This is a genomic window from Nannocystis punicea (assembly GCF_026965555.1).
GTDB lineage: Bacteria > Myxococcota_A > Polyangia > Nannocystales > Nannocystaceae > Nannocystis > Nannocystis punicea.
In genome coordinates, this window is sequence record NZ_CP114040.1 from 1,928,737 (window position 1) to 1,952,311 (window position 23,575).

The following is a 23,575-nucleotide window of genomic DNA, read 5'->3' on the forward strand; positions in this document are numbered from 1 at the left end:
GTTTTTCGCGGGGACGCGCGCTCGGCGTCGCGTGAATTCTCGACCTGTCCGAGAGGTCAGGTCTCGTCGGCCGGCCGGTTGTCCAGGTCGGCGCGGGCCTTGGCGCCGAGGCGCGACAGGCCGATGTTGTGATCGAGGAGCACCTTGCAGGGCACCGCGACCTCGCCGTCGGCGGTCTTGAGGACCACGCACACGCCGAAGTAGCGGATGACCACGCCCTCGACGTCGCCGACGCGGATGGTGTCGCCCGGGCGGGCCAGGCGGCTGAGGAAGTGGCCGGCGACGAGGTTGTGGAACGAATGGCGCGAGCCGAGGGCGAACGCCAGGGCGATCGCGGCCGCGGTGATCGACGCGAGGACGATCAGCAGGGTCTCGACCAGCGCGGTCTCGAGGCCGGCCTGATCGCTGGCGACGATCACCGCCACGGTCATCACGCCGTAGTAGGCGAGGTTGCCGAGCAGCTCGGGGCGGTCGACGTCGCCGCGCCGCTGACCGAAGCCGACGGCGGCGCGCCGGACCACCCCGGCGATGCCGGCGCCGACGCACAGCACGAGGCCGGCGGCGGCCAGGCGCGGCAAGAAGGCGATCAGCGCCGCGGCGCCCTGCGACAGCGCCTCGAGGCCGAGGATGTCGGCCGCGGCGGCGCCGGTGGCGAGCAGACCGGCGGCCCACACGAGCCCGCCGACGAGGTGCGACACGCCCTTGCGGACCCCGATCGCGTACAGGAGTCGCGCCGCACCGGCGCGCTCGGCGAGCGCGTCGAGGCCGGTCTTCTCGATGGCCCAGCGCGCCGTCCTGCTGGCGATCGACGACGCGATCAAGCCGCCGATCACGACGGCGACGAACAGCGCTGCGGTCGGGAGCAGCCGGCTGACCTCTTGTGCAAGATCGTTGAACATCACTCGTCCTCCTCGTCGTGTGGGTCGTCGTCAGTGGCGGGCGCAGCGGTCAGCAGCGAGCCGGCGATGTTGCCCGTCTCGACCGCCACCGATGCGAGCAGGGCGACCGCGCTGGGCGGCCTCACGGCCTCGACCGCTGCGACCTGGTCGATCTCGTGTTTGACGCGGTCGCCGAAGTCGGCCGCGAGCGACACGAGCTCCTCGCGCAGCACCTCGAAGACGCCGTGGATCCAGTCCGACTCAAGCAGGTCCGGTGTCGCCACGACGACCTCCCCTCTTCTCGTACTCGCGCTGAAACTCGGCCCTCGCCCGCGTGAGCCGCATCTTCGCCGCCGATTCGCCGATCTCGAGCACCTCGGCGATCTCCTTGAGCGGCAGCTCCTCGACGAATCGCAGCACCATGATCTCGCGGTAGGGGTAGGCCAGCTCGTCGAGGACGCGCTTGAGCAGGTCGCGCTCGCCGAGCTGGCCCGTCATCGTCTCGCGGGCGAGCGACACGGGCAGGCCGCTCTCCTCCTCGTAGCGGGCGCGGGCCCGGCTGTCGCGGCGGTGATTGAAGGCCAGGCGCCGGGCGATGACGCGCAGCCAGCCGCGGAAGCGAGCCCCGTCGCCACAGCTCTCGATGGCCAGGAAGGCGCGGACGAACGCGTCCTGGGCCACGTCCTCGGCGTCGCTCTGGTTGCCGAGCAAGTGGGCCAGGAGGCGGACCAGCCAGTGCTGGTGGCGATCGACGAGGGTCTCGAACGCCAGCTGCCCGGGGAGGCCGCGCTGGGCAGCCTCTCGCACCAGCGCGGCGTCATCGGGCTCGGTCGTCATGAACTCGCGCTGGCGTCCGTCGGCGGTCACGATTTCGCCCTCCGCGCGCGGCATGTCAAGCGCTCCGCCTGCCTCCGCGGCGGCCGCGCGATGCTGCGAACCAGCGACGCAGCGCCCCGCCGGGCCTCGCCGCGACGGTACGCGCCGAACCGCCGTCGCCCGGCCCGCCGCCCGTCGCGTCGACGGCGAGCGGGGCGCCCGTATCGCCACAGGCGGCGAGCGCGGTTTCGCGCCCCAGGTCGCGTGCGGCGTCGGGGTCAAGGGCGAGCGTGGAGCTGGGCCCGTCGCCCGGACGCAGAGGGGTGCTCCGCGGCGACGTGAGGTGAATGGACATGCTCGGGTCTCCACATTTCGAGATGAGCGGCGGTTCGTCGGCGCGAGGGATGGTGCTCGCGCGAGTGATGGCGGTGCGACGGGCGGGCGGACGCGATGCGCGGCCCGCAGGGAATTCATGCCGAACGCCGTCGCAGGCCAACGGCCCGCGGGACGTCCTGTCGTGGCTCGACGCGATGCGTCGAGTCCGGGCCTCGCCATTGGCAGGACCGGCGATCGATTCGTCGGCGCCGCGGCCGTCTCGGCCGCGGCGGGCGATGATCAGAGTGATCTAAAGAGATTCCACCGGCCGAAGGGACAACAAATGTCCCGAGGGACATGTCATTACTTGCGGGCGACCACGTCGGCGGTGAGGATCCCCTTGCCGCTGGGGCTCGCGGGGGTCGCATCTTTCTCGAGGGTGATCAGCACCCTGAACGCCTTGCTGGGCGAGCTGGCCTCGAGCTGGCCGCGGCGGTCGCCCTCGTCGTAGGCCAGCGCGCCGGCGCGGACGGCCGGCAGATCGCCGGTCACGAGCCATACGACGAAGGTTGTGGCCTCGGTGTCGAGGCGGGAGGGCGGCGCCAGGTTGGTGACGTCGAGCGTCACCGCGTAGGTGCCGGTCTTGTTCTTCTTGGCCACGATCGTGGCGTCGGAGCCGAGCGCGGGCGCGCTGGTGGGCGCCTGGACGGTCGTCGAGCAGGCGGTGGCCGAGAGGAGGATAGCGGTGAAGAGGGGAGCGAGGGCGCGTTTCATGAGCAAAAATCAGTCTTCGAAGGGTCTGCCGTATTCACACGGCTCGAGGCGAGCGGGTCACACGAAAAATCGAGGGTGCTGCGCGCCGAGGATGTGTGTCAACGCTCGTCCCGGCGGTGTGACGACCGGCCCGTCGCCGGGGCGAGGGGTCGCGGTGAAGAGAGGAACGAGGGCGCTGCATGAGCCGGGGACGAGCGTCGAGCCGTCTACCGTATGCACACGGCCCGAGTCGTCCGGGTCACACGAAAAATTCACGCGTCGCGTGGGCGGGCGCGGGCGGGCGCCCGCCCACGCGCACCGCTTGCAGGCGGGCGCGCCCGAGGTCTGCTGACGAGGGGGCCCAGCGCCCGGTTCTGCCGCTCCCGGTGAAATCCGCGGCATCGCCGGGTGGCCGCGCAGAAGGAGGAGCGCCGAGCTCGCGGGGCGCGGTCGTTCCGGAGCGGAGCGGCAGCGCGCAGCCAGGCAAGGGCGTCGCTCCGAGCACTGCGCTCGCATCCAGTGTGTTCGCCGCGGCGGCTTCGAAGCCCATGCGAGTGTTCGCAACGCCGCGGCGAGGAGCAGTTCGTGGTGCGGACCGGCTCCGCCGCAACCGATCCCGAGCGAGCGAACCAGGCCTGCCGCGCCGTCTCGCGGAGATGGTCCGGCTCTTCCGCGCGCGAGCGAACCGACGAATGGCTCCGCCGCAGCGCGAGCCGGCCGGAGGATTTGCAAGGCCCCCGGCGCTCTCGTCGAGGGAGCGTGAGCGGGGTCAATGCTCGTCGTTGCCGCGTCTGCGACATGTCGCGTATTCGGGGCGACCCGGTGGAACACCCCCAGAGGAGGAATCTCCAGTGAACTACACGACGATCGTGATGAGCGGCCTGCTATGCACAATCCCGTATAAGCAAGATTTCGATTGTAACGTCGACCCGAAGGACGACGACGACAAGGACGACGACGACAAGGACGACGACGACAAGGACGACGACGACAAGGACGAGCTGTACTGGGCCGAGGGACCGCAGGTGAACGTGCCCGTGGAGGATCTCGTCGGCTGGTCCGAGTGCTTCGCGAATCTCTACAGCGAGAGCGAGCCCGGCCTCACCCAGGACATTCTCGGCCAGGATTGCACCGGGTCCAAGCTCCTGATGGCCTGCCGCCCGGTCGGCGCGGACACCTTCCAGCTGCTGGCGATGGGCGAGCGCGCCGACGTGCTGTTCGACACCGGCGCTCAACCCAACGGCACGCACGAGGCCAACGGCGTCGCCTGGTACTTCAGCGCCGACTTTTCGTGGGGCTTCGCGGCCGCTGGTGACGCCGTGAATCGTTCGACGTGCGACTCTGTCGGCAATGGCCCGGAGACCAACTCGGATCTGCGCCTGTGTTGGCACACCGGCTCGGACCAGATCCGCGGCGGCTGGCGCTGCGGCGACGATGATCTGCTCAATGATTCAAATGCCTTCGAGAGGTTCATTTTCGAGGCCGATTGAGGACGTACCTGGACGCTCCATGCTGTCGAATATCGTCGGAGCATCCACGGTGGCTCCCGAGATGCTCCGAGCGGACGCCGCGTCCGCCTCGGCGCGATCGTCGAGGGCGTGATACGGGTCTCGTCCATGTGGCGCGACGACGCGGCCCGAGGGCGAGCGCTTGCTGCAGGCCGGTCCGCCAGTCGTGCCGCACGTGGGTGATGGCTCGCGGTGGCTCGCGTGTCTCGGCCGCGCGTGGCCGAACACGCTCGCAGCGGAGCGGCGCGACGGCGACCTCGCGCGAATCGGCGTCGTCGGTGCTGGGCGACGAACTCGAATCAGGTCTGTCGGGCTGCGGTCCTGCGAGTCGCGGAGGCTGTCGCCGTCGACGTCGCGGTCGGGACAGCCATCGGGCCGGCCGCCGGCCTCGTCCGGGCAGGGGCCTCGTCATGGATCCTGCTGTCGCGGTCGCGCGGTCCGGTCGACCTTCTCGACCGCCGGGCGGGCTGCTCGTGCGCGAGCGCGAGCGAGGCGCCGGCGAGCACTCGAGGTGGCTGGGGCCGTCGCCCCGCTGCGCGGTCTGGGCGGCGCTCGAGCGGCGGACGTCGAGGCGAGCAGCGATTGGCGCGGAACTTCACGCCGCCGTCACGGCGGATGTCGATGTCCTTGCCGGCGAGCTCGGGTCGCGAGCGTAGCTCGCCGCTGACTTTCTTCGCCGCGGCGCAGCGCCGACGGACGACCGCGGAACGCCGTGCGCCTCGGATCGTCGCTGCGGAACGTGAGCAGCGTCAATGCTCGTCGTTGCCGTGTCTGCGACATGTCGCAGATTGGAGCGGGCCAGGTGGATATCACCGGCGGAGAGAACTTCCGTGAACTACACCACGATCGTGATGAGCGGCCTATTGTGCACAATCCCCTATATTCAAGATCTCGATTGTAACCACGACCCGAAGGACGACTACGACCCGAAGGACGACGACGACAAGGACGACGACGACAAGGACGACGACGACGACGACGACGACGACGACGACGACGACAAGTACGAGGAGCTGTACTGGGCCGAGGGTCCGCAGATGGAAGTGCCCGCGGAGAACCTCGTCGGCTGGGAGGAGTGCTACGCGAACGTCTACGGCGCGCACGATCTCGATCTCACCGGGACGATCCTCGGCACGGAGTGCACCGGGTCCAGGCTCCTCATGGCCTGCCGCCAGGTCGGCGCGCCCAACTTTCAGGTGCTGGCGATGGGCGAGCGCGCCGACGTGCTGTTCGACGTCGGCGACCAGGCCAACGGTAAGCACGAGGCCAACGGGGTCGCCTGGTACTTCAACGACGATTTTTCGTGGGGCTTCGCGCTCGCGGGTGACAGCGTGAACCGGATCGAGTGCGACGAGGACTTCTTCAATCCGCAGGCCAACCCGAACATGCGCTTGTGCTGGCACACCCTCGGGAACACCATGGACGCCGGCTATCGCTGCGGCGACACCAAGGGCCTCAATGGGTCGCAGGACTTCGAGCGGGTGATCTTCCAGGCCGATTGACGAGACAACACGGGAGTTCGCCACGGCGCGCGTCTGCGGAGCGTCCGAGCCGGCGGCCGAGATGCACGGGTGAAGGCCGCGGTCGTCGTCGGCGCGCCAGGGCCGGCGTTCGTGCGGTGCGGAGCTTCGAAGGACGACGACGCGCCGGTACGTCCTGCAGGCCGACCTGCAGGTCGCGGCGCGCGTCGGCGAGTTCGCCGGCGCGCGCGTGGCCTGCGTGCGCGCGCGACGAATCAGTCGGTGAGGAGCTTGTACTCGATGCGGCGGTTGGTCGCGCGGCCCTTCGCGGTCTTGTTGTCGGCGATCGGCTCGTCGGGCCCGGCGCCGCGGATCCGCAGGCGCTCGGCGGCGATGCCCGCGGCGACGAGGTAGTCGCGGACCGCCTCGGCGCGCCGGCGCGACAGCTCGACGTTGACCTCGCGCGAGCCGGTGTTGTCGGTGTGGCCGACGATCTCGACGCGGAGATCGGGGAAGTCCTTGAGCACCTGCACCGTGCCTTCCATCGTCTGCTTCGATTTCGGCTTGATGGTGGCCTTGCCGAGGTCGAAGTAGATGCCCTTGATCACGCCGGTGAAGCGGGTGACGGCGGCGGGCAGCTCGTCGGGGCAACCGTCGGTGTCCTCGAAGCCGTTGCGGGTCTCGGGCTGATCGACGCACCTGTCGTCGGGGTCGAGGATCTTGTCGCCATCGCTGTCGCGGATCGGGCAACCATCGGGGGCGACGCCGGGCTCCTCGGGGCACTTGTCGTCGGGGTCGAGGAAGCCGTCGCGGTCGCGGTCGGGCGGCGGACAGCCGTCGGGTTCGACGCCGGGGACGGTCGGACAGCGGTCCTTCGAGTCGAAGATGCCGTCGCCGTCGGAGTCGCGGTCGGGGCAGCCGTCGGGCAGGTCGCCGGGCTCGTCCGGGCAGCGGTCGGCGTCATTGAGCACACCGTCGCGGTCGCGGTCCGGGTCGACCTTCTCGACCGGACGCGCGGGTTTCTTGCGCCCGAGGGTGAGCGAGGCGCCGGCGAGGACCTCGAGGTGGCTGGTGCCGTCGCCCTGCTGCGCGGCCTGGGCGGCGATGAGGTGGCGGACGTCGAGGCGCAGCGCGAGCAGGCGATTGACGTGGAACTTCACGCCGGCGCCGTAATGGCCGATCGGGTCGATGTCCCTGCCGGCGACCTCGGGCTTCGAGCGCAGGCCCATGAGGCCGTAGCCGCCGAGCAGGAACGGCACCACGCGGAAGAACGGCAATTGCAGGATCGCGTGGCCGCGGAAGGCGTAGAGGAAGGCGCTGCCGCCGGGGTCGTAGGTGACCGGCAAGGCGCCGAACTCGAGCTCCGCGCCGAGGAAGCTCAGCGGGAAGTAGGCCGCCCGCACGCCGCCCTCGAACGAGGGTCGGCGCAGCGGCTCCTGCGGGGCGGTCGCGGGGTCGTAGAAATCGTGGTAGCGCGCGAATACTGCCAGGCCGAGGAAGATGCCGAGCTCGGCGGTGTTGCGCTCGGGCCGGAACCGACGGATCGCCGAATCCCCGGCCTCCTTGGCCTTCTCGGCCGCGCCGGCCTCGGTCATCGGGGCGCCGGCCACCACGAGCGCGGCGAGGAGCGTGACCCTGCGTGTCGTCTTCAATGCCGTTCTCCTTCGAATCGACGTGGTTTCACAGCGATGTCCGAGCTTCCGACGGGCTCGACCGCACAGGCGGCGGTCGAGCTCCGCTCGGTCCAGGCCGCAGGGCGCGGCGACGAGGTCAGAGCACGAACCCGAAGATCGGGCACACGGCCAGGCCGCATTCGCCGAGCAGGCCGCATTCGCCGAGGACGTTGTTGACCGTGTTGAGGAGGGTGACCAGGGTGATGTTGCACTGCAGGCTGCAGGTGACCGCGTTCCCGCCCATCTCCGCGCAGCCCAGCAGGCACAGACAGTCGGCGTCCTCGTTGCACTCGATCCAGGCGTCGCAGCAGTTGGCCTTGAGGCAGGCGTCGCAGTTGCTGTCGCCCGGCGCGGGCTCGCACAGGCCGGCGGTGTCACTGTCGCTGACAGTACCCATGGAGTCGGTGCCGTTGCTGTCGCTGACGGTGCCGACGGAATCGGTGCCGTTGCTGTCGCTGACGGTGCCGACGGAATCGGTGCCGTTGCTGTCGCTGGCGGTGCCGACGGAATCGGTGCCGTTGCTGTCGCTGACGGTGCCCATGGTGCCGACGGAGTCGGTGCCGACGGAGTCGCTGATGGTGCCCATGGTGCCGACAGTGTCGCTGACGGTGCCCATGGTGCCGACAGTGTCGCTGACGGTGCCGACGGAGTCTGTGCCGTTGGAGTCGCTGACAGTGCCGACGGAGTCTGTGCCGTTGGAGTCGCTGACGGTGCCGACGGAGTCGCTGACGGTGCCGACGGAGTCCGTGTTGGAATTGCTGGCCGGACCGTTGGAGTCCGTGACCGAATCGGTGCCGACGGAGTCGGTCGCGGAGATCTGCCCTTCGGTGGGCACGGTGCCTTGAGAGTCCGAATTGGACTCGGAGCCGCTCTGGCTGCTGTCCGTGGCGGAGGCGGACACGGTCGCGCTGGCGCTCGCGCTCGCGCTCGCGGTCTCGGTGGCGGACGCGGGGCCGGCGGAGCCGGCCGAGTCCGACGCAGTATCGCTGGCGCCGGAGTCGATCAATTGGTCACTGTTGCAGGCGTAACCCCCGAACATCAGCGAGGCGGCCAAAGCACATCTGCGTAGTTCATTTCGCCGTTTGTACATACTCCGATCCTCCCCCGGCGTCGCACACAGGGGCGGCGCCTCTCACCATTTCGCGTGCGACCCTCTCATGGCTCAGATCCTCGGTCAAGCGCCAATCCAAAGCCGACATCGCAGCCGGTCCGCAGTTGTGCGGCGCGCCACAAGCGGCGGAGATTCCCGCGATTCGCGGCGATCGAAGCGGGCCCGATCGTTACGGCCAGCGCCGCTCCGGCGGCCGCTTCCTACCCGGCGGCGCAAGATGCGGCGATCTCCGAGAGAGGCGCCGGGTGAGCTCGTCCGGTAGGGGACTCTGCCAGTATCCGCGCCACGGCACACATCGCAGCATGAATTGTTTCTCGCTAACGATGTTATCATTTCACTGATGAGAGACGATCGCCGTCGGGCGAATCGACGAAGCGGACTCTGCAGCAGAGATCAAGCGAATCCGAGGAGTCGAAGCATTCACGGCCCGGACAAACTCTCGACAATCGTTATATGCGAGGAGCGCGGGAGCGAGCGCGCGGCGGGTCCGACGGGGTCGTGTCCGCGTCCGCGGCGGCGCGGACCGATGTGCGGACGGGCGACCGTTGCCCGCAATGAGCCGGCGCGGCCAGAGACCGGCGGCGGTGTTGAATTGTCCGACACGAGGGCGCGACGACGCGTCGGGGCCGTCGGGACAGATGAATCGGAGTTCACCGTCGGCCGCTTCGCATTGCCGAATAACGACGTTCAATTGGACTTGAGAACGTGTTCCATCGAGACGAGGCGATCGCGGCCGCTGAAATTCGTCTGCACGCGAGTTAATGTGGAGATTCTCGGCGCTGACCGGCGGTCGCTTGATCGGTTGGAGCGCGTCTTGTAAGACTCCGGAAGGCCGCCGGACCAAGTCGCCGTGGATTCACCTCACCGCCCGATTCCCGGCGCCTGGGATCATTTCCCGGAGCTCGATCTGCACCGCCTCGATTTGGCGGCGCGGATCCTCGCGCGCAAGTCCGCGCCCTGCGAGTCGCGCGACCTGCTGGTCCAGGCCGGTTCGGAGCTGACGCGCGCGGCCGACGAGGTCACCGTGCTCGCGGCGATCGCCGCGCTCATCCGCATCAGCGCGGCCGGGGTGACCTCCCTGGACGCGTCGAACGAGGCGACGATCCGCGAGCACGCGGCGCGGCTGCTCGAGGCGCTCGACGATCCCGACGACGTCGCGCTGGTGCGCGGGTGGCTGCGGCACGTGCCGTGGCAGCGGGTCGGGATCACCACGCTGCGACGGATCCGCCGCGCCCTCCGTCGCGGGCTGGCTGCCGGGCCGCCCCGTGTGGCGGTGTCCGACACCGACGGATGGGGCGACCTGCTCGACGCGCTGGCGCGTACGCTGGCAGTGGAGCGAGATAAAGAGGTATGGCTCGACGCGGCCGAGAGCGAGCCGGACCCCGCGGGGCTGACGCGACGGGCCGAGTCGACGCGGGCGCTGCTGCGCGAGGGCGCGGCGCTGGTCCGCGCGGCCGCCCCGACCCACAGCACGGTGAGCACGCAGTCGGGCCAGACGGTGCGGGTGACGCCGCGAATCGTCGCCGTCCAGCCGGGTGAGACGATCGGCCGCTTCACGGTGCTCGAGCGGCTCGGCAGCGGGGCGATGGGGGTGGTCTATTCGGCCTACGACCCCGAGCTCGACCGCAAGATCGCGCTGAAGATCCTGCACACCCGCAGCCAGGACAGCTCGGCCCGCGGCAACGCCCGCCTGCTGCGCGAGGCCCAGGCGATGGCCCGACTGTCGCATCCCAACGTGGTGGTGGTCCACGACGTCGGGATGCACCGGCAGGACGTGTTCCTCGCCATGGAATTCATCCGCGGCAAGACGCTGCAGGCCTTTTCCGAGGAGCGCGCCCGCAGCTGGCAAGAAGTGGTGAGCGTGTACCGCCAGGCCGGCGCGGGCCTGGCCGCCGCGCACGCGGCCGGGCTGGTCCACCGCGACTTCAAGCCGGCCAACGCGATCCTCGGCGAGGACGGCCGCGTGCGCGTGCTCGACTTCGGCCTGTGTGCCAGCACGACCACCCGCATCGAGCCCAACCTGCGCGCGGGGTCAGGCGCCGAATTGCCGCTGTGGGTCGGCCGCGAATTCGTCGGTACGCCCGCGTACATGTCGCCGGAACAGTTCCGCGCCGAGGCCGTCGGCGCGGCCTCCGATCAATTCAGCTTTTGCGTGGCCCTCTACGAGGCGCTCTACGGCCAGCGCCCGTTCGCCGGCGAGACGACGCAGAGCATCGCGCTGTCGGTCGGCTACGGCGAGGTACGGGCGCCGCCGGCAGGCGCCCACGTGCCGGCGTGGTTGCTGGCGGTGGTCGCCCGCGGCCTGCGGGTCGAGCCGGAGGCGCGCTGGCCTGCGATGGAGGAGCTGCTGCGGGCCCTCGACCGCAGCCGCACGCGCGTGCGGCCGACGCTGGTCGCGGCGAGCCTGGCGGCGCTCCTGGCCGGCGCGGGCGGCTATTTGGCGGCCAAGCCGGCGCCGCCGGTCGACGAGACGTGCAATGGTTCGGGCCAGGAGATCGCGGCGATCTGGGGCGCGCGCGAGCGCGAGGAGATCGATCGCCGATTCGCAGGCCTCGGCCCGTATCACTCGATGGAGCTGTGGCCGCCGGTCGCGGCGGCGCTCGACAGCTACGCGGGCGGGTGGATGAGCGCGCACAAAGAGGCGTGCCTGGCCCACCGCCGCGGCGAGAATTCGGAGGTGCTGCTCGACCAGCGAATGGTGTGCCTGGCCCAGCGCAAGGCCGGTCTGCGCGAGGCGATCGCGGTGCTGCGCGCGGCCGACGGCGAGGTTGCGGCGCGCGGGCTCGAGATCATCCGCGGCGTGCCGCCGGTCGACGATTGCGCCGACCTGCGCGCGCTGGCCAGCGAGGCGCCGCTGCCCGAAGATCCGGAGCAGCGGGCGGCGCTGGCCGAGCAGCGGGCGCGGCTCGAGCGGGTCGGCGCGCTCGACCGCGCCGGTCGCGAGGTGGCGGCGATCGAGCTGGCGGAGGAGGTGGTGGCCAGCGCAGAGGCCCGCAGCTCGCGGCCGGCGCTGGCGGAGGCGCTGCTCGCCCGCGCCCGCCTGACGATTCACATGAACAGCCGCTGGGCCGAGGACGAGGCGCTGCTGACCCGCGCCTATTTGACGGCCTTCGGGGCGAAGGTCGACGAGACTGCGCTCGAGGCGTTGGCGCTGCGGATCCACCGGCGCAGCCGCGAGATCGGTCAGGCCGAGCAGACGCGCGAGGACATCGCCCTGGCCCGCGAATTCGCGGCCCGCCTGCAGGGCCCGCCGCGCCTGTCGGGCCTGGTGCTGAACAGCATGGGCTCGGCGCTGCTGGCCATCGGCGACCTGCACCAGGCGGAGGTGACCCTGCGCGAGGCGCTGGCGGTGCGGATGGCCGCCCTGGGCCCGCGCCACGTCGACGTCGGCTTCACGCTGAGCAACCTGGCGCTGGTGGTCTCCGGCGCGGCCGAGCGCGAGACACTGGTGCTGCGAGCGCTCGAGATCTTCGAGACCGAGCTCGGGCCGGCCCACCCGCACAGCGCGGTGATCCGGATCGTCGCCAGCGTCTCGCTCACCGACCCGCGGATGGCCGCGGAGGTGCTGGAGCGCGGCTGTTCGGTGCTCGAGCGATTCGCCGCCGACCGTCCGGCCCAGCGGGCGATGTGCCTGGCCCACCTCGGCCAGCGCCACGAGGAGGCGGGCGAGCTGGCGCCGGCCCGCTCGGCCTGGCGCGAGGCGGTGGCGCTGGTCCGTCGGTTGGCGCCCGAGGACGCCGCGATGACGCGCGCGGAGCTGGCGTTGATCCGCGGCTACGCGGCGCTCCGCCTCGGGCCCGCGGGCGACGAGATCGCGGCGCTGCGGGCCGCCTTCGCCCCGTCGGGCGCGAGCGGCGAATGGTGGCTGGCGGTCCAGCAGGCGGAGCTGCACCTGTGCCTCGGCCTCAACCTCGCCGCCCAGGACGAGGTGGCCGAGGCGCGCGAGCACCTGGCCGACGCGGTCGCAGGCCTCGCGTCGGTCACCGGCGCCTCGCTGGCGCGCGACATGTCGCTGCCGCGGCTGCTCGCGCGGGCCCGCGTGGAGCTGGCGAGTTTGCTGCTGGCGAGCCAGGACGAGGCCGACGGGCAGCGCGCGCTCGTCGAGCTCGACGCGGCCGAGCAGTGGTTCCGCGGGGCGGGCGACGCGTTCGCCTGGCGCGTGGCGGCGATCGAGGGCCTCCGCGCGAAAGCCCGCGGCCGCTGATCGGCGAATCATCGCTCAAGGTGCGAGCGGTGGTTGCAGGTGGATTCATTACAGCAAATCGGATCATCACATTGTTCTTGACGGCGTTCGGCGCCGCGGATAGTGTCACGGCTTCGGGCGCGGCGGGGAGTGGTCATGCGAAATCGGGGATTTTCGGTCGTAATCACGGGTGTATGTCTCTTCTTCGGCGGATGCGTCGAGGGGCCGTCCGACGCGGATTGGGGGGACGAGGCGATCGCGGCGCGCGACGGCTCGACCACCTGCCCGGTGTGGCGCTGCGGGTTCAACTCCGCGGAGGTCAACGGCCGGCCGATCCGCGAGCTCAACCTCGACGGCCTCGCAAACGCCGACGGCGTGCGGATCGTCGGTTTCGTGCCGCCGGCGCTGGGGCTGCTAAGCCTGCAGAAATTCGCGCTCGACGTCGAGAAGGGCGCGCTGGTGGCCCGCTCGCAGTCGGGGATCACGCTGCGCGGGAATCAATTGATCGGCGCGACGATCCTGGTCGCGCAGTCCGGCTCGCTGCTGCCGCTGCCGATCACGGTGCTAGGGCACCAGAAGATCGATTCGTGGGCCGAGGGCGCGCCGCAGGTGTCCACCTATACTCTGGTGTACCCCGACCTGAACGTGCTCTCCGGTGTACGCAATGTGTGCACCGGCGATCTGCTCGACGTCCTCACCAGCGCGGTCACCGTGATCGGCGGGGAGACCTACGACCTCGAGACGAAGACGATCCAGCCCGACAAGCCGCGCTGGCTGACGTTCGCGTGCGCCGGCTCGGCGGCGGCGAAGCTGCAATTGATGAACTACGGCCCGCAGTCCGACTTCGACGGGGCCGGCCACCCGGCCACCCTCGCCCAGCGCCAGGCGACGCTCCGCATGATCACCGCCGATTACTGCGGTACGGGCCATAGCTACACCGAGAACGGCACCCCCCTCCACTGGGAGAACGCGGCCGGCACGGTGGTGAGCGCCGGCGAGCTCGGCGCGATCGAGGCGGTCTGGTCCGCCGGCGGGGCGCTCTGCCTCGAGGCCCAGCGCCTCGCCGAGGCCGCGGTGGCCTGCGACCTGCCCGCGTGCGACGAGTTCTCGCTGGCAGAGGGCGAGTGGGTCACGTACGTCCCGGAGGCGTGAAGGCCGGGCAGTGGAACGTGTTCTTCGGGCGGCGCGTTGCGCAGCGAGTGCTGCCATTCGCGCATGGCGAGCGCGTCGACGCAATTCCTGCGAGCATTCGTCCGCCGCCCGACTGCGCGGGAAAGGGGACGGCGTACTGCCGAGGTCGCGACGGTCCTCCCAGTGAGAGGATCATCGATGCGCCCGGGGCGTGAAACCACGGGCGTTAGAACGTGTTCTTCGGGCGGCGCGTGACGACGCGAGTGCTGCCATTCGAGCCCCGCGAGCGCCGACCGGTCGACGCAATTCCTGCGAGCATTCGCCCGTCGCCCGGGGACGCGTGACGGGTGCGGCGTGCGGCCGAGGTCGCGAGGGTCCTCGCCGGGCGGACAGATGCCCGCGCAGCCATCCCGCTCGGGGAATGGCGCGGGTTCGGCCCCGACTCGTAGGGAGCGAACGAGTAGCCGACTTTCAATCGCAGGGTCTCTCGAACCAGGGATGCATACGCGGCTCGCAGATCGCCGGACTGCCGGCGCGCGGCGAGGGCCTCGGCGCGGACCAGGTAGGCCTCGGTCTGCTGCTCGCCGGACCAGTGCTGGAGCGCGGCCCGATACAGCAGTTCGACGGCGCGAGGGTGGCCGTCCGTGAGCGCGTCCATGGCAGCGGTGGCGCGCGCCCACAGCTCCGGTGTACGCGACCAATCCGGCTCGGCCGGTGGCGCAACTACGCGGACAGGCCGGTCGCGCGAGTCCTCGTGGGCCGCCGGCGCGAGCCCTGCGAGGATTCGCCCGTCGACCGGGGATGCGTGACGGGTGCGGCGTACGGCCGAGGTCGCAAGGGCCTGGTCGGGGCGGACAGATGCCCGCGCAGCCACCCCTCGGGGAATGGCGCGGGTTCGGCCCCGGAGGTCGCGCTTTGCTGCAGCGAGCGGCCCCGCGGAGGCGGAGGCGGCCTTGTGGCGGGTCGCAGGATTGGCCTAAGCTCGGCGCTCCATGTCGATCCCGCGCGCGCTCACTCTCGGGTTTTTGGCCGCGATCGTGCTCATCCTCGCCGTCATCGCCGGCGAGGGCCTCGAGGGTGACTTGCTGGTGGCGCTGCTCTCGTTGCCGGTGTTGGCGCTCGCGGCGGGCGGCCTGTTCGAGCGGGGCGCCGCGGGCTGGCCGTGGCGCACCGCGCGGGGGCTGGTCGGCGGGGTGCTCGCATTCGTGGCCGGGCTGGGGACCTTTCGTATGCTCTCCGACCGCACCGATTGGTTCCGCGACGTCCACGAGGGCATCATCGTGCTGGTGTTCGCGGCCCTCGCCGCCGGCTGCGGGGTGGTCGCGGCGGCGGCGGCCCGACCGAGCCGCGGCTTCGCCCTGGCGAGCGGGTTCATCCTGGGCATCGAGTTCGTGCTGATGGTCGGGCCCCTGTTCGGCGGCGGTCGCCCGAACTTCTGGGGCGACGTCGGCTTCGGCTTGGTGCTCGGCTCGGGGGCGCTGGTCGGCGCATTGCTCGGCAGGTTCGTGCGCTAAAGTTCGCGCGACAAGGGTGCCGGGCGTGAACTCGCGGTCGTCGAGCATTCGCGTTGACGGTGATCGCAGCGATCGAGTCGCTCGCGAGGCCCGCTCAGGTCGAGCGTCGGCGATGCTTTCGGTAGAGCTCGTCGCGCCACTTCAGCAGGTCGGCGTACTCGCGCGCGAGCGCGGGCTGCGTCCATCCGGCGCGCGTCGCCGGGCCGAGCGGGAGGTACTCGTCGGCGACCGGCTGGACGCCCTGCAGGAGCGTCGCTGCGGCGATGTCGGCGTAGCTGAAGCTCCCGAGCAGGTAGGGCGCGCTGGCGGTGAGTCCGGCCCGCAAGGCGTCGAAGCCCTCGCGCTGCCGGGCCTCGTGGGGGGCGAGGTCTGCGAGCGAGAGCCCGTACTTGCGCGCGAACCAACGCATGGCCTGGCGATTGATCGGCCGGAGCAGACGCCGGACCCAGCCCGGCATCTGCGGCGGCATCGATTCGTCGAGCGCCGCGGGGTCGCGCAGCGTGGCGGCGACGGCGAGCGCTCGCCCGCTCCGCATCGCCGCGTCGGCGACGTCGTTCCAGCGGCGGACCTCGTCGAGCCGGCCCTCGGGGAACAGCGGCGCGCCCGACCCGATCCGCTCGGCGTGGCGCGCGATGTCCCACGAGTCGGCGATCACGGCGTCGCCGTCGATCAGCACCGGCACGGTCGCCGGCCCGTCGCGTCGCCCGACCAGCCGCCGGAGCTTGCGCTCGCCGATCACGGGGACGTGCTCGACCGTGGTGTAGGCGAGGCCGTGGTGATCGAAGGCCCATCGGGCCCGCTCGGACCACGGCGAGATGTCGAGTTGCACGAGGGTGGCGACCACGCGCGTGTGGTATCACCCTCGCGGCCGGCTTCCCACCGCCGGTGCGTCCGAACGACGCAGGCGGCGCGCGAGGCGACGCCTTCGAGCCCGGCGGGACGACCTGTCTTCATGGACCTGTCCCATCGAGCATCTCATCGATCCGAGTCGACCGCGAGGAGGCGCGAGAATCCATGACTTCGGCGAATATGGCCATTGCGAAGTTCGAGCGGCTCGTCCAGGATCTTTTTGATCAGTTCCCGGACTCGCCGCTCGTGGCCGGGACCATGGAGAGCGGCCTGTCGGCGATTCTCGAGCTCATTCAAGACAACCCGGGCGAGCGGCCGGAGTTCGCCCGGTGCTTTATTGACATGCTTGTGGGCGAACGGCCATCGCCGGAATGGTTGATCGCCTATTGCATGCGCACCCTTCGCTGGCCGGAGGTCCTGCGCGCTGCGGAGGACGCACTGGCTTCGGGCGACCCTTACGCCCTGTCCCTGGCAGCGGAGGTGTTCGACGCGTACGAAGAGGACGACGAATGGGTCGGTGCGCATCTCTTCGCGCGCTACGCCGAGAGTGACGGCGGAGGGCGCGGCGAGCCCGGCCCGTAGCCGAGCCGCTGCACCAGGGGTGATTCGATCGACGGTGGCGAGGGCTGAATCGTGACACCAGCCGAGTCGGCGGCGAGCGAGGCGATCCGAGGCGGCGCCGGACTGGGGGTCCGATCGCCGCCGCGGAGGCGAGCAGCCGCCGAGCTCACTCGGCGGGCTTGGCGGGCTCGGGGTTCGCGGGCGTGGGGCTCGCGGGCGGATTGCTGGCAGTCGCGGGCGCTGCGGCGGCGCGGACGCACGGGTTCTTGGGGCTCAGGCCCTCCTCGTCGCTCTCGGTCTCGACCTGGCGGCGCTGCTGGACGGCGCGGAGGACGATGCGGGCGCTGAGCAGGTCGGGCTGGGCGGCCAGGGCTTCGCGGGCGCAGCGCTCGGCGTCGAGGAACCATTCCTTGGTGAGGTAGAGCGAGGCCATGCTGCCGAGGCTGGGGCCGTAGTCGGACGCCTGGCTCAGGGCCTTGCGGTACGACTGCTCGGCCAGCTTGAGGTCGCCGGTGGTCTGGGCGATCCGCCCGATCATGTCCCACGCCGGGGCGTTCGTCGCGTCGCGCAGGTGGGCCCGCTCGAACCGGCCGCGCGCGTCCTCGGTGCTGCCGCGCTGCAGCAGCACGAAGGCGTCGCGCCACAGCTGGCGGGCCATCTCGCGCGCCCGCGCGTCGCCGTTGCCGCCGCGCTGCGGGGCCTCGAAGCCGGCGACCTCGGCCAGCACGCGCACCCGCTGGCGCGTCTGCTCGGCGCCGACGGCGTCGAGGTCGGCCCGCAAGCGCTCGAGCTCGGGGCCGCGAGAGGCTGTCTCTTTGGACAGGGCCTTGAGGTCAGCCTCGACCACGGGCTTGGCGGCGGCGGCGGCGGCCAGCTCGGCGGTGAGCTCGGCGTGGCGCTGGACCAGGCCGGTGAGGCGGGCGCCGAGGCCGGGCAGCTCGGCGGCGACGGCGACGAAGTTGGTCAGGTCGGCGGGCTCGCTGTCGCGGCCGCGCGGGCTGAAGCGGGCCATGTCGGCGACCACGCCGCGCATCGCCTGGACGTCGTCGGCGAGGCCGACGAGGTCGACGTCGAGGGCGCGGGCCTGGGCCCGCAGGCGCTCGACGGTGAGGGCGCCCTCGGCCCTGGCCAGGGACTGCTCGAGGTCCTCGCGGGTGTGGCTGGCGGCCGCGAGCTCGGCCTCGACCCCGGTCTTCTCGCCCTCGAGGCCGTGGTAGGTGGCGAGGGCCCACTGGGCGGCGAAATAACCGGCGACGCCGAGGCCGGCGAGCAGCAGCAGGATCAGGGCGACGCGGCGGGCGCGGCGGCGGCGGCGCTGGCTCTCGAACCATGCCGCGTTGGACAGGCGCATCGGCTCGAGCAGGCGGTCGTGGGCGAGCTCGTACCAGCGGGCGCCGAGGCGCTCCTCGGCGCGGAGGAGCCGCTCCTGCTCGAGGCGGTCGACCAGCTTGTTGCTCAGGCCGCCGGTGCTGCGCTTGCCGCGGACCACGGCGCTGCGGGCCCCCTCGGGGGTGAGCAGCTTGTCGCCGATGAAGCGGCGGATCCGCGCCTCCGCGCCCCAGCCGGTGCGGGCGCGGGCGATCGCAGTGTCGACGTAGCGGACCAGCGCCTCGTCGGGGTCGCGCGGCTTGGCCATCGGGCCGCTGCGGCCGCCGCGGCGCCACTTCTCGTCGCACGCGAGCTGCAGCTGCATCGGCTCGACGAACTCGCTCGGGACCAGCGCGAGCTTGCCGAAGGTGCGGACGCGCCGGTGGGCCAGGTCGGTGGCGATCTTCTCGGCGTCCTGCTGCGAGAACACGCCGCCGGCGGCGCGGGTCAGGACCTCGAGCGCGGCCGGGCGGCGCAGCGGGTCGAGGCGGAAGCGGACGCGCAGCAGGTCGGGGAGCAGCGCCGCGTAGCGCTCGAGCTCGGCCAGCTCCTCCTCGCGGATCGCCAGGCAGATCCGCACCGGCCGCTCCTCGACCCCGCGCTCGGGCTTGGCGAGGCACTCGACCAGCTCGCGCAGGAACGCCTCGCGCTGCTCCCACTGCGTGGTGTGAGTCGTGAAGAGATCCTCGAATTGATCGATGACGATCGCCAGCGGCCGCTCGGGCCGCGGGTCTTGCATCGCCTCGAGGTACGAGGTGATCGTGTGCTTGACGACGCCGTCGAGGTCGCCGTGGTGCCAGTGCATCAGCACGTTGGCGCTGTAGATGTTGCGCAGGTGGATCGGGTTGGTGCCCGGGGGCAGGAGGCCGCCGGGGCGCGCGATCGGCATGACCATGAAGCCGGCGCGCTCGAGCTCGGGCACCAGGCCCGCGGCCAGCAGCGAGGTCTTGCCGGCGCCGGTCGGGCCGTAGAGCACGGTGAGGCGGTTGGCGACCACCAGGGCCGCGAGGTCGCGGCGCTCGCCGGCGCGGCCGTGGAAGCGGTCGCGCTCGCCGGCCTCGTAGGGGCGGGGTCCGGGGAAGGGGCTCTGCGGGCCTGATTTGGGTGCGGACATGGACCTCCGGGGCGCTATTCGTGGTCGCGGAGCCAGCGCTCGCGCAGCTCCTGCAAGAACTCGCGAGGTGTCCCCCAGTACAGCTTGATGCGCTGCTCGCCGAAGTGACGCTCGAGGTAGCGGATCGCAGCGTCGTTGCCCTCGGGGCGGACGTGGACCGAGAGCGTGCCCTCTTGCAGGCCGCGGTAGTCGGCGCCGCCGAGGCTGCGGGCGAGGGCGCGGAAGTTGGCGTCGGTCAGCGGCTGGCCGATGAACAGCAGCGGCCCGCCGCGCAGGGCCCGGTGCACCGACGGCGGCACGATGTTCGGGTGGCGCGCGGTGGCGACGAACAGGTCGTAGTGGTCGGTCTCCGTCAGCACCAGCGACTGCGGGAAGGCGGCCTGGCCGAGCAGGTGGAACACGAACGGCTCGTCCGTCGAGGGCTGGTAGTGCGGGTCGGCCTCGAACGGGGTCGGCAACGCGCCGGAGCGCAGGGTCTCGTGCCAGCGGCAGAAGTCGAGGCGCGGCTTCCGCGGCGTGCGTCGCTCGTCGCGGCGGACCACCGCGGCCCGCAGCGCCTGCGCGAGCAGGTCGTCGTAGCCGGTGGTGATGTACGTGGTGAACGGCAGCTCGGCGAGCAGCTCGAGCGCGTCGCCGGGCTCGGGCGCGGCCGCGTCGGCCAGCGCCTTGGCCAGCTCCTCGCGCAGCCACCGGGGGCCCTTCTCGAGCTCGAGGTACTGGGCGACGCGCGGCAGGTTCCAGCGGTCCTCGAGCGGGTACTGCTGCTCGTCGGCCCACCGCATCGCCAGGTCGCCCGGCAGCGGCAGTCGACCGAGGGCGACGCCGGGCCCGAGGAAGGGCGTGCACTCGCCCCGCTCGATCCGCGACAGAAGCTGGCTCCATTCGGCGTCGGTCAACTGCGAGGGCATGCTTCGGCTCCCGCGCCAACGGTACACGGACGCTCGCGGCGCCGCGAGTCCCCTGCCGGCCCCACGGGCCTCGGGCCGCCGAGGGCGCCGCGACCTCCGCCTGCGGCCGGGCGGCGGGGCGTTCGTGCTACGGTTGGCCGGTGCAGCGCGATTCGGGAGATCCGCCGCGAGCGGGGGCCGCTGGACCCCCACCGGCGTCGGACCTGCCTCAAAATACAGGTGTGCTGCGCCGCTTCGGCGACGCCGTGCCGCACCTGCTCTGGGTCCGCAGCGGCGCCGGGGACCTCGAATTCGTCAACACCGCCTGGTTCCGCTACGCCGGCGTGCCCGAGCGGCTCCCCCCGGTCGAGGTGATGGCCAGGGTGATCCACCCTGACGACCTGCAAGCGCTGGCCGCTCGCCACGCCGAGGCCCTCGGCAAGGGAGAACCCTATGAGTGCGAGATCCGGGCCCGGCGCCGCGACGGCGACCTCCGGTGGCACCGCGCCCGCGTCGAGCCGGTCCACCTGCCGGCAGGGCGGGTCGAGCGGTGGGTAGGCACGGCGACCGACATCCACGCGACCCGCCAGCGCGTCGGCCCGAGCCCGGAGCTGGCCTCGGCGCTGATGGCGTTCCACGGCGACGACGAGGTGCGGGCGCAGCTCGACGCGCTGTTCGAGGGGGCGTCGGTCGGGCTGGCGCTGCTCGACCGCGAGCTGCGCTACGTGCGGGTCAACCGGGCGCTGGCGGTCCTCAACGGGGCGCCGCCGGAGTCGCATCTGGGCCGGACGCCGGCCGAGATCTCGCCGCACCTGGCGGCGACGATGCCGCTGCTGGCCCAGGTGCTGCGCACCGGGGTGCCGTACGCCAGCGACCACTTCACGCTGTACGGCGAACGCATGTGGTACGTGTGCTTCTACCCGGTGCGCACGCGCGGGGTGGTCACCGGCGTGGCGGCGACGGTGCTCGAGCTGACCCAGCGCGTGCGGGCCGAGCAGGGCTACGAGCTGGTCAACCACGCCACCAACGAGGCGCTGCGCGACTGGGACGTGAAGACCGGCGAGACCCGGTGGAACGACGCGATCACGACCCGCTTCGGCTACCGCGCCGAGGAGGTCGAGGACGACATGAATTGGTGGCTGGCTCGGATCCACGTCGACGACCGCGCGCGGGTCGCCGCCGGGGTCGAGCGGGCGATCAAGGACGGCGCCGAGCGCTGGACCGAGGAGTACCGGTTCGCCCGCAGCGACGGCAGCTTCGTCCGCGTGCTCGACCGCGGCTGGATCGCCCGCGACCCCGGCGGCCGGCCGACGCGGATGGTCGCGTCGATGTTCGACGTCACCGAGCACCGGCGCGCCGAGACCGAGCTGACGGCGATCCTCGACGGCGCGCAGATCGGCTTCGCGGTGTTCGACCGCGACCTCCGCTACCGCCGGATCAACCGCTCCCTGGCGGCGATCAACGACCTGCCGGTCGAGGTCCACGTCGGCCAGCGGCTGGCCGACGTGGTGCCGTGGGTGGCGCCGCTGATCGAGCCGATGCTCGAGCGGGTGCGCGACCGCGGCGAGTCGATCAGCGACGTCGAGGTGTCGGTGATGCTGCCGCAGCGCCACGGGCTGCCGGGGCACTTCCTCGTCAGCTACTACCCGTGGGTGCTCGAGGGCAACATCGAGGGCATCGTCGAGACGGTGCTCGACATCACCGACCGCAAGCGGGCCGAGGAGGCGATGGCGCTGCTGGCCGAGGCCGGGCGCGTGCTGGCCGAGTCGCTCGACGGTGACGCCACGCTGGCGCGGGTGGTCGACCTGGTGGTGCCGAGCTTCGGCGACTGGTGCGTGATCCATCTGCGCCGCGACGACGGCTCGTTCGCGGTCCCGGCGGTGGCCCACATCGACCCGGCGATGCAGACGCGCCTGCGCGCCTACGTGGCCGCGCAGGGCCGGCTGCCGCACGACCGCGACGGCGAGCACACCTACGCGCGGGTGATGGCGAGCGGGCGCTCGCTGTTCGTGCCCGAGAGCGACGCGATCCTGCCTTCGATCGCCCGCGACCTGGAGCACCACGAGGCGCTGGCGGCGCTGGCGGTGCGGTCATCGGCGGTGGTGCCGTTGCCGGTCCAGGGGGCGATCCTCGGCACCCTGTCGGTCGGCACGTGGAAGGGCTCGGGGCGCCTCTACGACAACCACGACCTGGCGCTGGCCGAGGAGCTCGGGCGCCGGATCGCCCTGGCCCTCGACAACGCGCGGCTGCTCGAGCTGTCCCGCCGCGAGCGCGCCCGCGTCGACGCGGCCAACCGCGCCAAGGACGAGTTCCTCGCGGTCGTGTCGCACGAGCTGCGCACGCCCCTGCAGGCGATCCTCGGCTGGTCGCGGGTGCTCCGGCGGACGGGGCTGAGCGAGGAGCAGCGGCAGAAGGCGATCGACGCCATCGACCGCAACGCGTCGGCGCAGGCGGGGCTGATCAAGGACCTGCTCGACACCACACGCATCATCACCGGCAAGCTGCAGCTGCGGGTCGGCCCGGCCGAGCTGGTCCAGATCGCCGAGGCCGCGCTCGACATCGTCCGCCCGGCCGCCGAGGCGAAGGGCGTGCGCCTGTCGTTCTGGCCCGAGCCGCCGGTGATCCCGCTGGTCTGCGACGCCGAGCGGGTGCAGCAGATCCTGTGGAACCTGCTGAGCAACGCGGTCAAGTTCACCGAGCGCGGCGGCAAGGTCGACCTGACCCTCGAGCTGACCGGGCGCAGCCAGGTGGTGGTCACCGTCAAGGACACGGGCCGCGGGATCGGGAACGAGTTCCTGCCGCACATCTTCGACAAGTTCCGCCAGGAGGACTCGGGCACCACGCGCCAGCACGGCGGCCTCGGCCTCGGCCTGGCGATCGTGCGTCACCTGGTCGAGGGCCACGGCGGGACGATCACGGCCCACAGCGACGGGGTCGGCGCGGGCGCCGAATTCGTGGTCCGCCTGCCGACCCGCGCCACCCAGGCCAGCCGCGTCAGCGCGTTCGCCCACGGCGCCGCCACCGGCGCGGCCGTCGGCGACGCGATGCCGCGCGAGGCCGACCTGCGCGGGCTGAAGATCCTCATCGTCGACGACGAACGCGACGCGCGCGAGCTGGTCGCCGCGTTCCTGCAGCCGACCGGCGCGGTCGTGCTGACCGCCGAGAACGGCGAGCAGGCGCTGTCGCTCGTCACCCAGCAGCGGCCCGACGTGATCGTGTCCGACATCGCCATGCCCGGCGAGGACGGCTACGACTGGATGCGCCGGCTCCGTCAGCGGCCCACCAGCGACGGCGGGCGCACGCCGGCGCTGGCGCTGACCGCCTACGCGCGGCTCGAGGACCGCACGCGGGCGCTGCTGGCCGGCTATCAGAAGCACCTCGGCAAGCCGTGCGAGCCGTTCGACCTGGTCACTGCGATCTGCGAGCTCGCCGGTCGCGACGGGCGCTGACCCGG

The 23,575-nt window shown here is 71.7% G+C and carries 17 protein-coding genes; 8 read left to right on the forward strand and 9 right to left on the reverse strand.

The features are described 5' to 3' along the window. Window positions 1-56: 56 nt before the first annotated feature. The 4 genes from O0S08_RS07520 to O0S08_RS07535 form a co-directional block, all read right to left on the reverse strand. A complete protein-coding gene (locus O0S08_RS07520) occupies window positions 57-899 on the reverse strand; it encodes a mechanosensitive ion channel family protein (RefSeq protein WP_269038341.1) in 843 nt (280 codons plus the stop codon). Continuing rightward, window positions 899-1,162, reverse strand: coding sequence for a hypothetical protein (locus tag O0S08_RS07525; protein ID WP_269038342.1), 264 nt, complete (start codon window positions 1,160-1,162; stop codon window positions 899-901). The genes O0S08_RS07520 and O0S08_RS07525 overlap by 1 nt, the downstream gene beginning before the upstream one ends. After that, on the reverse strand, window positions 1,140-1,745 hold the full coding sequence (locus O0S08_RS07530) for an RNA polymerase sigma factor (RefSeq protein WP_269038343.1): 606 nt from the start codon (window positions 1,743-1,745) through the stop codon (window positions 1,140-1,142). The genes O0S08_RS07525 and O0S08_RS07530 overlap by 23 nt, the downstream gene beginning before the upstream one ends. A 627-nt stretch (window positions 1,746-2,372) precedes the next feature. After that, entirely contained in the window at window positions 2,373-2,783 is a 411-nt protein-coding gene (locus O0S08_RS07535; protein ID WP_269038344.1) for a hypothetical protein, read from the reverse strand. A gap of 830 nt (window positions 2,784-3,613) precedes the next feature. On the opposite strand from O0S08_RS07535, the gene O0S08_RS07540 reads away from it, so the two are divergent. Together O0S08_RS07540 and O0S08_RS07545 are read left to right on the forward strand one after the other, a co-directional pair. Next, on the forward strand, window positions 3,614-4,252 hold the full coding sequence (locus tag O0S08_RS07540; protein ID WP_269038345.1) for a hypothetical protein: 639 nt from the start codon (window positions 3,614-3,616) through the stop codon (window positions 4,250-4,252). A gap of 848 nt (window positions 4,253-5,100) precedes the next feature. Then, on the forward strand, window positions 5,101-5,772 hold the full coding sequence (locus tag O0S08_RS07545; RefSeq protein ID WP_269038346.1) for a hypothetical protein: 672 nt from the start codon (window positions 5,101-5,103) through the stop codon (window positions 5,770-5,772). Window positions 5,773-6,005: 233 nt separating this feature from the next. On the opposite strand, the gene O0S08_RS07550 is transcribed toward O0S08_RS07545, so the two are convergent. Together O0S08_RS07550 and O0S08_RS07555 are read right to left on the reverse strand one after the other, a co-directional pair. Beyond that, the gene (locus tag O0S08_RS07550) at window positions 6,006-7,382 is read right to left on the reverse strand and encodes an OmpA family protein (RefSeq protein WP_269038347.1); all 1,377 of its coding nucleotides are present in this window, start codon (window positions 7,380-7,382) and stop codon (window positions 6,006-6,008) included. 118 nt (window positions 7,383-7,500) lie between these two features. Continuing rightward, entirely contained in the window at window positions 7,501-8,238 is a 738-nt protein-coding gene (locus O0S08_RS07555) for a hypothetical protein (protein WP_269038348.1), read from the reverse strand. 19 nt (window positions 8,239-8,257) lie between these two features. On the opposite strand from O0S08_RS07555, the gene O0S08_RS07560 reads away from it, so the two are divergent. The 4 genes from O0S08_RS07560 to O0S08_RS07575 all read left to right on the forward strand — a co-directional run bounded on the left by O0S08_RS07560 (window position 8,258) and on the right by O0S08_RS07575 (window position 15,342). Further along, entirely contained in the window at window positions 8,258-8,431 is a 174-nt protein-coding gene (locus tag O0S08_RS07560; RefSeq protein ID WP_269038349.1) for a hypothetical protein, read from the forward strand. A 933-nt stretch (window positions 8,432-9,364) separates the two neighbouring features. Beyond that, window positions 9,365-12,718, forward strand: a complete 3,354-nt coding sequence (locus tag O0S08_RS07565) for a serine/threonine-protein kinase (RefSeq protein WP_269038350.1) — start codon at window positions 9,365-9,367, stop codon at window positions 12,716-12,718. Window positions 12,719-12,853: 135 nt separating this feature from the next. Continuing rightward, window positions 12,854-13,849, forward strand: a complete 996-nt coding sequence (locus O0S08_RS07570; protein WP_269038351.1) for an ADYC domain-containing protein — start codon at window positions 12,854-12,856, stop codon at window positions 13,847-13,849. Window positions 13,850-14,820: 971 nt separating this feature from the next. Continuing rightward, a complete protein-coding gene (locus tag O0S08_RS07575) occupies window positions 14,821-15,342 on the forward strand; it encodes a hypothetical protein (protein ID WP_269038352.1) in 522 nt (173 codons plus the stop codon). 94 nt (window positions 15,343-15,436) lie between these two features. Here O0S08_RS07575 and O0S08_RS07580 read toward each other — a convergent pair whose 3' ends face one another. Continuing rightward, complete coding sequence (locus O0S08_RS07580) at window positions 15,437-16,186, reverse strand: glutathione S-transferase family protein (RefSeq protein ID WP_269038353.1); 750 nt, start codon at window positions 16,184-16,186, stop codon at window positions 15,437-15,439. 170 nt (window positions 16,187-16,356) lie between these two features. On the opposite strand from O0S08_RS07580, the gene O0S08_RS07585 reads away from it, so the two are divergent. Then, window positions 16,357-16,773: a hypothetical protein gene (locus O0S08_RS07585; protein ID WP_269038354.1), complete on the forward strand. Its 417-nt coding sequence runs from the start codon at window positions 16,357-16,359 to the stop codon at window positions 16,771-16,773. 145 nt (window positions 16,774-16,918) lie between these two features. Here the strand turns inward: O0S08_RS07585 and O0S08_RS07590 are convergent, their stop codons facing one another. Together O0S08_RS07590 and O0S08_RS07595 are read right to left on the reverse strand one after the other, a co-directional pair. Next, complete coding sequence (locus tag O0S08_RS07590) at window positions 16,919-19,234, reverse strand: nSTAND1 domain-containing NTPase (RefSeq protein ID WP_269038355.1); 2,316 nt, start codon at window positions 19,232-19,234, stop codon at window positions 16,919-16,921. A 14-nt stretch (window positions 19,235-19,248) separates the two neighbouring features. Continuing rightward, window positions 19,249-20,142 carry an SIR2 family protein gene (locus tag O0S08_RS07595; RefSeq protein WP_269038356.1) on the reverse strand — a complete coding sequence of 298 codons (894 nt, stop codon included), beginning with the start codon at window positions 20,140-20,142 and terminating at the stop codon, window positions 19,249-19,251. A gap of 221 nt (window positions 20,143-20,363) precedes the next feature. Here O0S08_RS07595 and O0S08_RS07600 point away from each other — a divergent pair, with 221 nt between their 5' ends. Further along, complete coding sequence (locus tag O0S08_RS07600) at window positions 20,364-23,570, forward strand: hybrid sensor histidine kinase/response regulator (RefSeq protein ID WP_269038357.1); 3,207 nt, start codon at window positions 20,364-20,366, stop codon at window positions 23,568-23,570. Window positions 23,571-23,575: the final 5 nt, after the last annotated feature.

Coding starts and splice junctions, on each gene's coding strand:
- O0S08_RS07520 (WP_269038341.1), bottom strand. CDS start 899: ATGTTCAACGATCTTGCACAAGAGGTCAGCCGGCTGCTCCCGACCGCA.
- O0S08_RS07535 (WP_269038344.1), bottom strand. CDS start 2,783: ATGAAACGCGCCCTCGCTCCCCTCTTCACCGCTATCCTCCTCTCGGCC.
- O0S08_RS07570 (WP_269038351.1), top strand. CDS start 12,854: ATGCGAAATCGGGGATTTTCGGTCGTAATCACGGGTGTATGTCTCTTC.
- O0S08_RS07575 (WP_269038352.1), top strand. CDS start 14,821: ATGTCGATCCCGCGCGCGCTCACTCTCGGGTTTTTGGCCGCGATCGTG.
- O0S08_RS07585 (WP_269038354.1), top strand. CDS start 16,357: ATGACTTCGGCGAATATGGCCATTGCGAAGTTCGAGCGGCTCGTCCAG.
- O0S08_RS07590 (WP_269038355.1), bottom strand. CDS start 19,234: ATGTCCGCACCCAAATCAGGCCCGCAGAGCCCCTTCCCCGGACCCCGC.
- O0S08_RS07595 (WP_269038356.1), bottom strand. CDS start 20,142: ATGCCCTCGCAGTTGACCGACGCCGAATGGAGCCAGCTTCTGTCGCGG.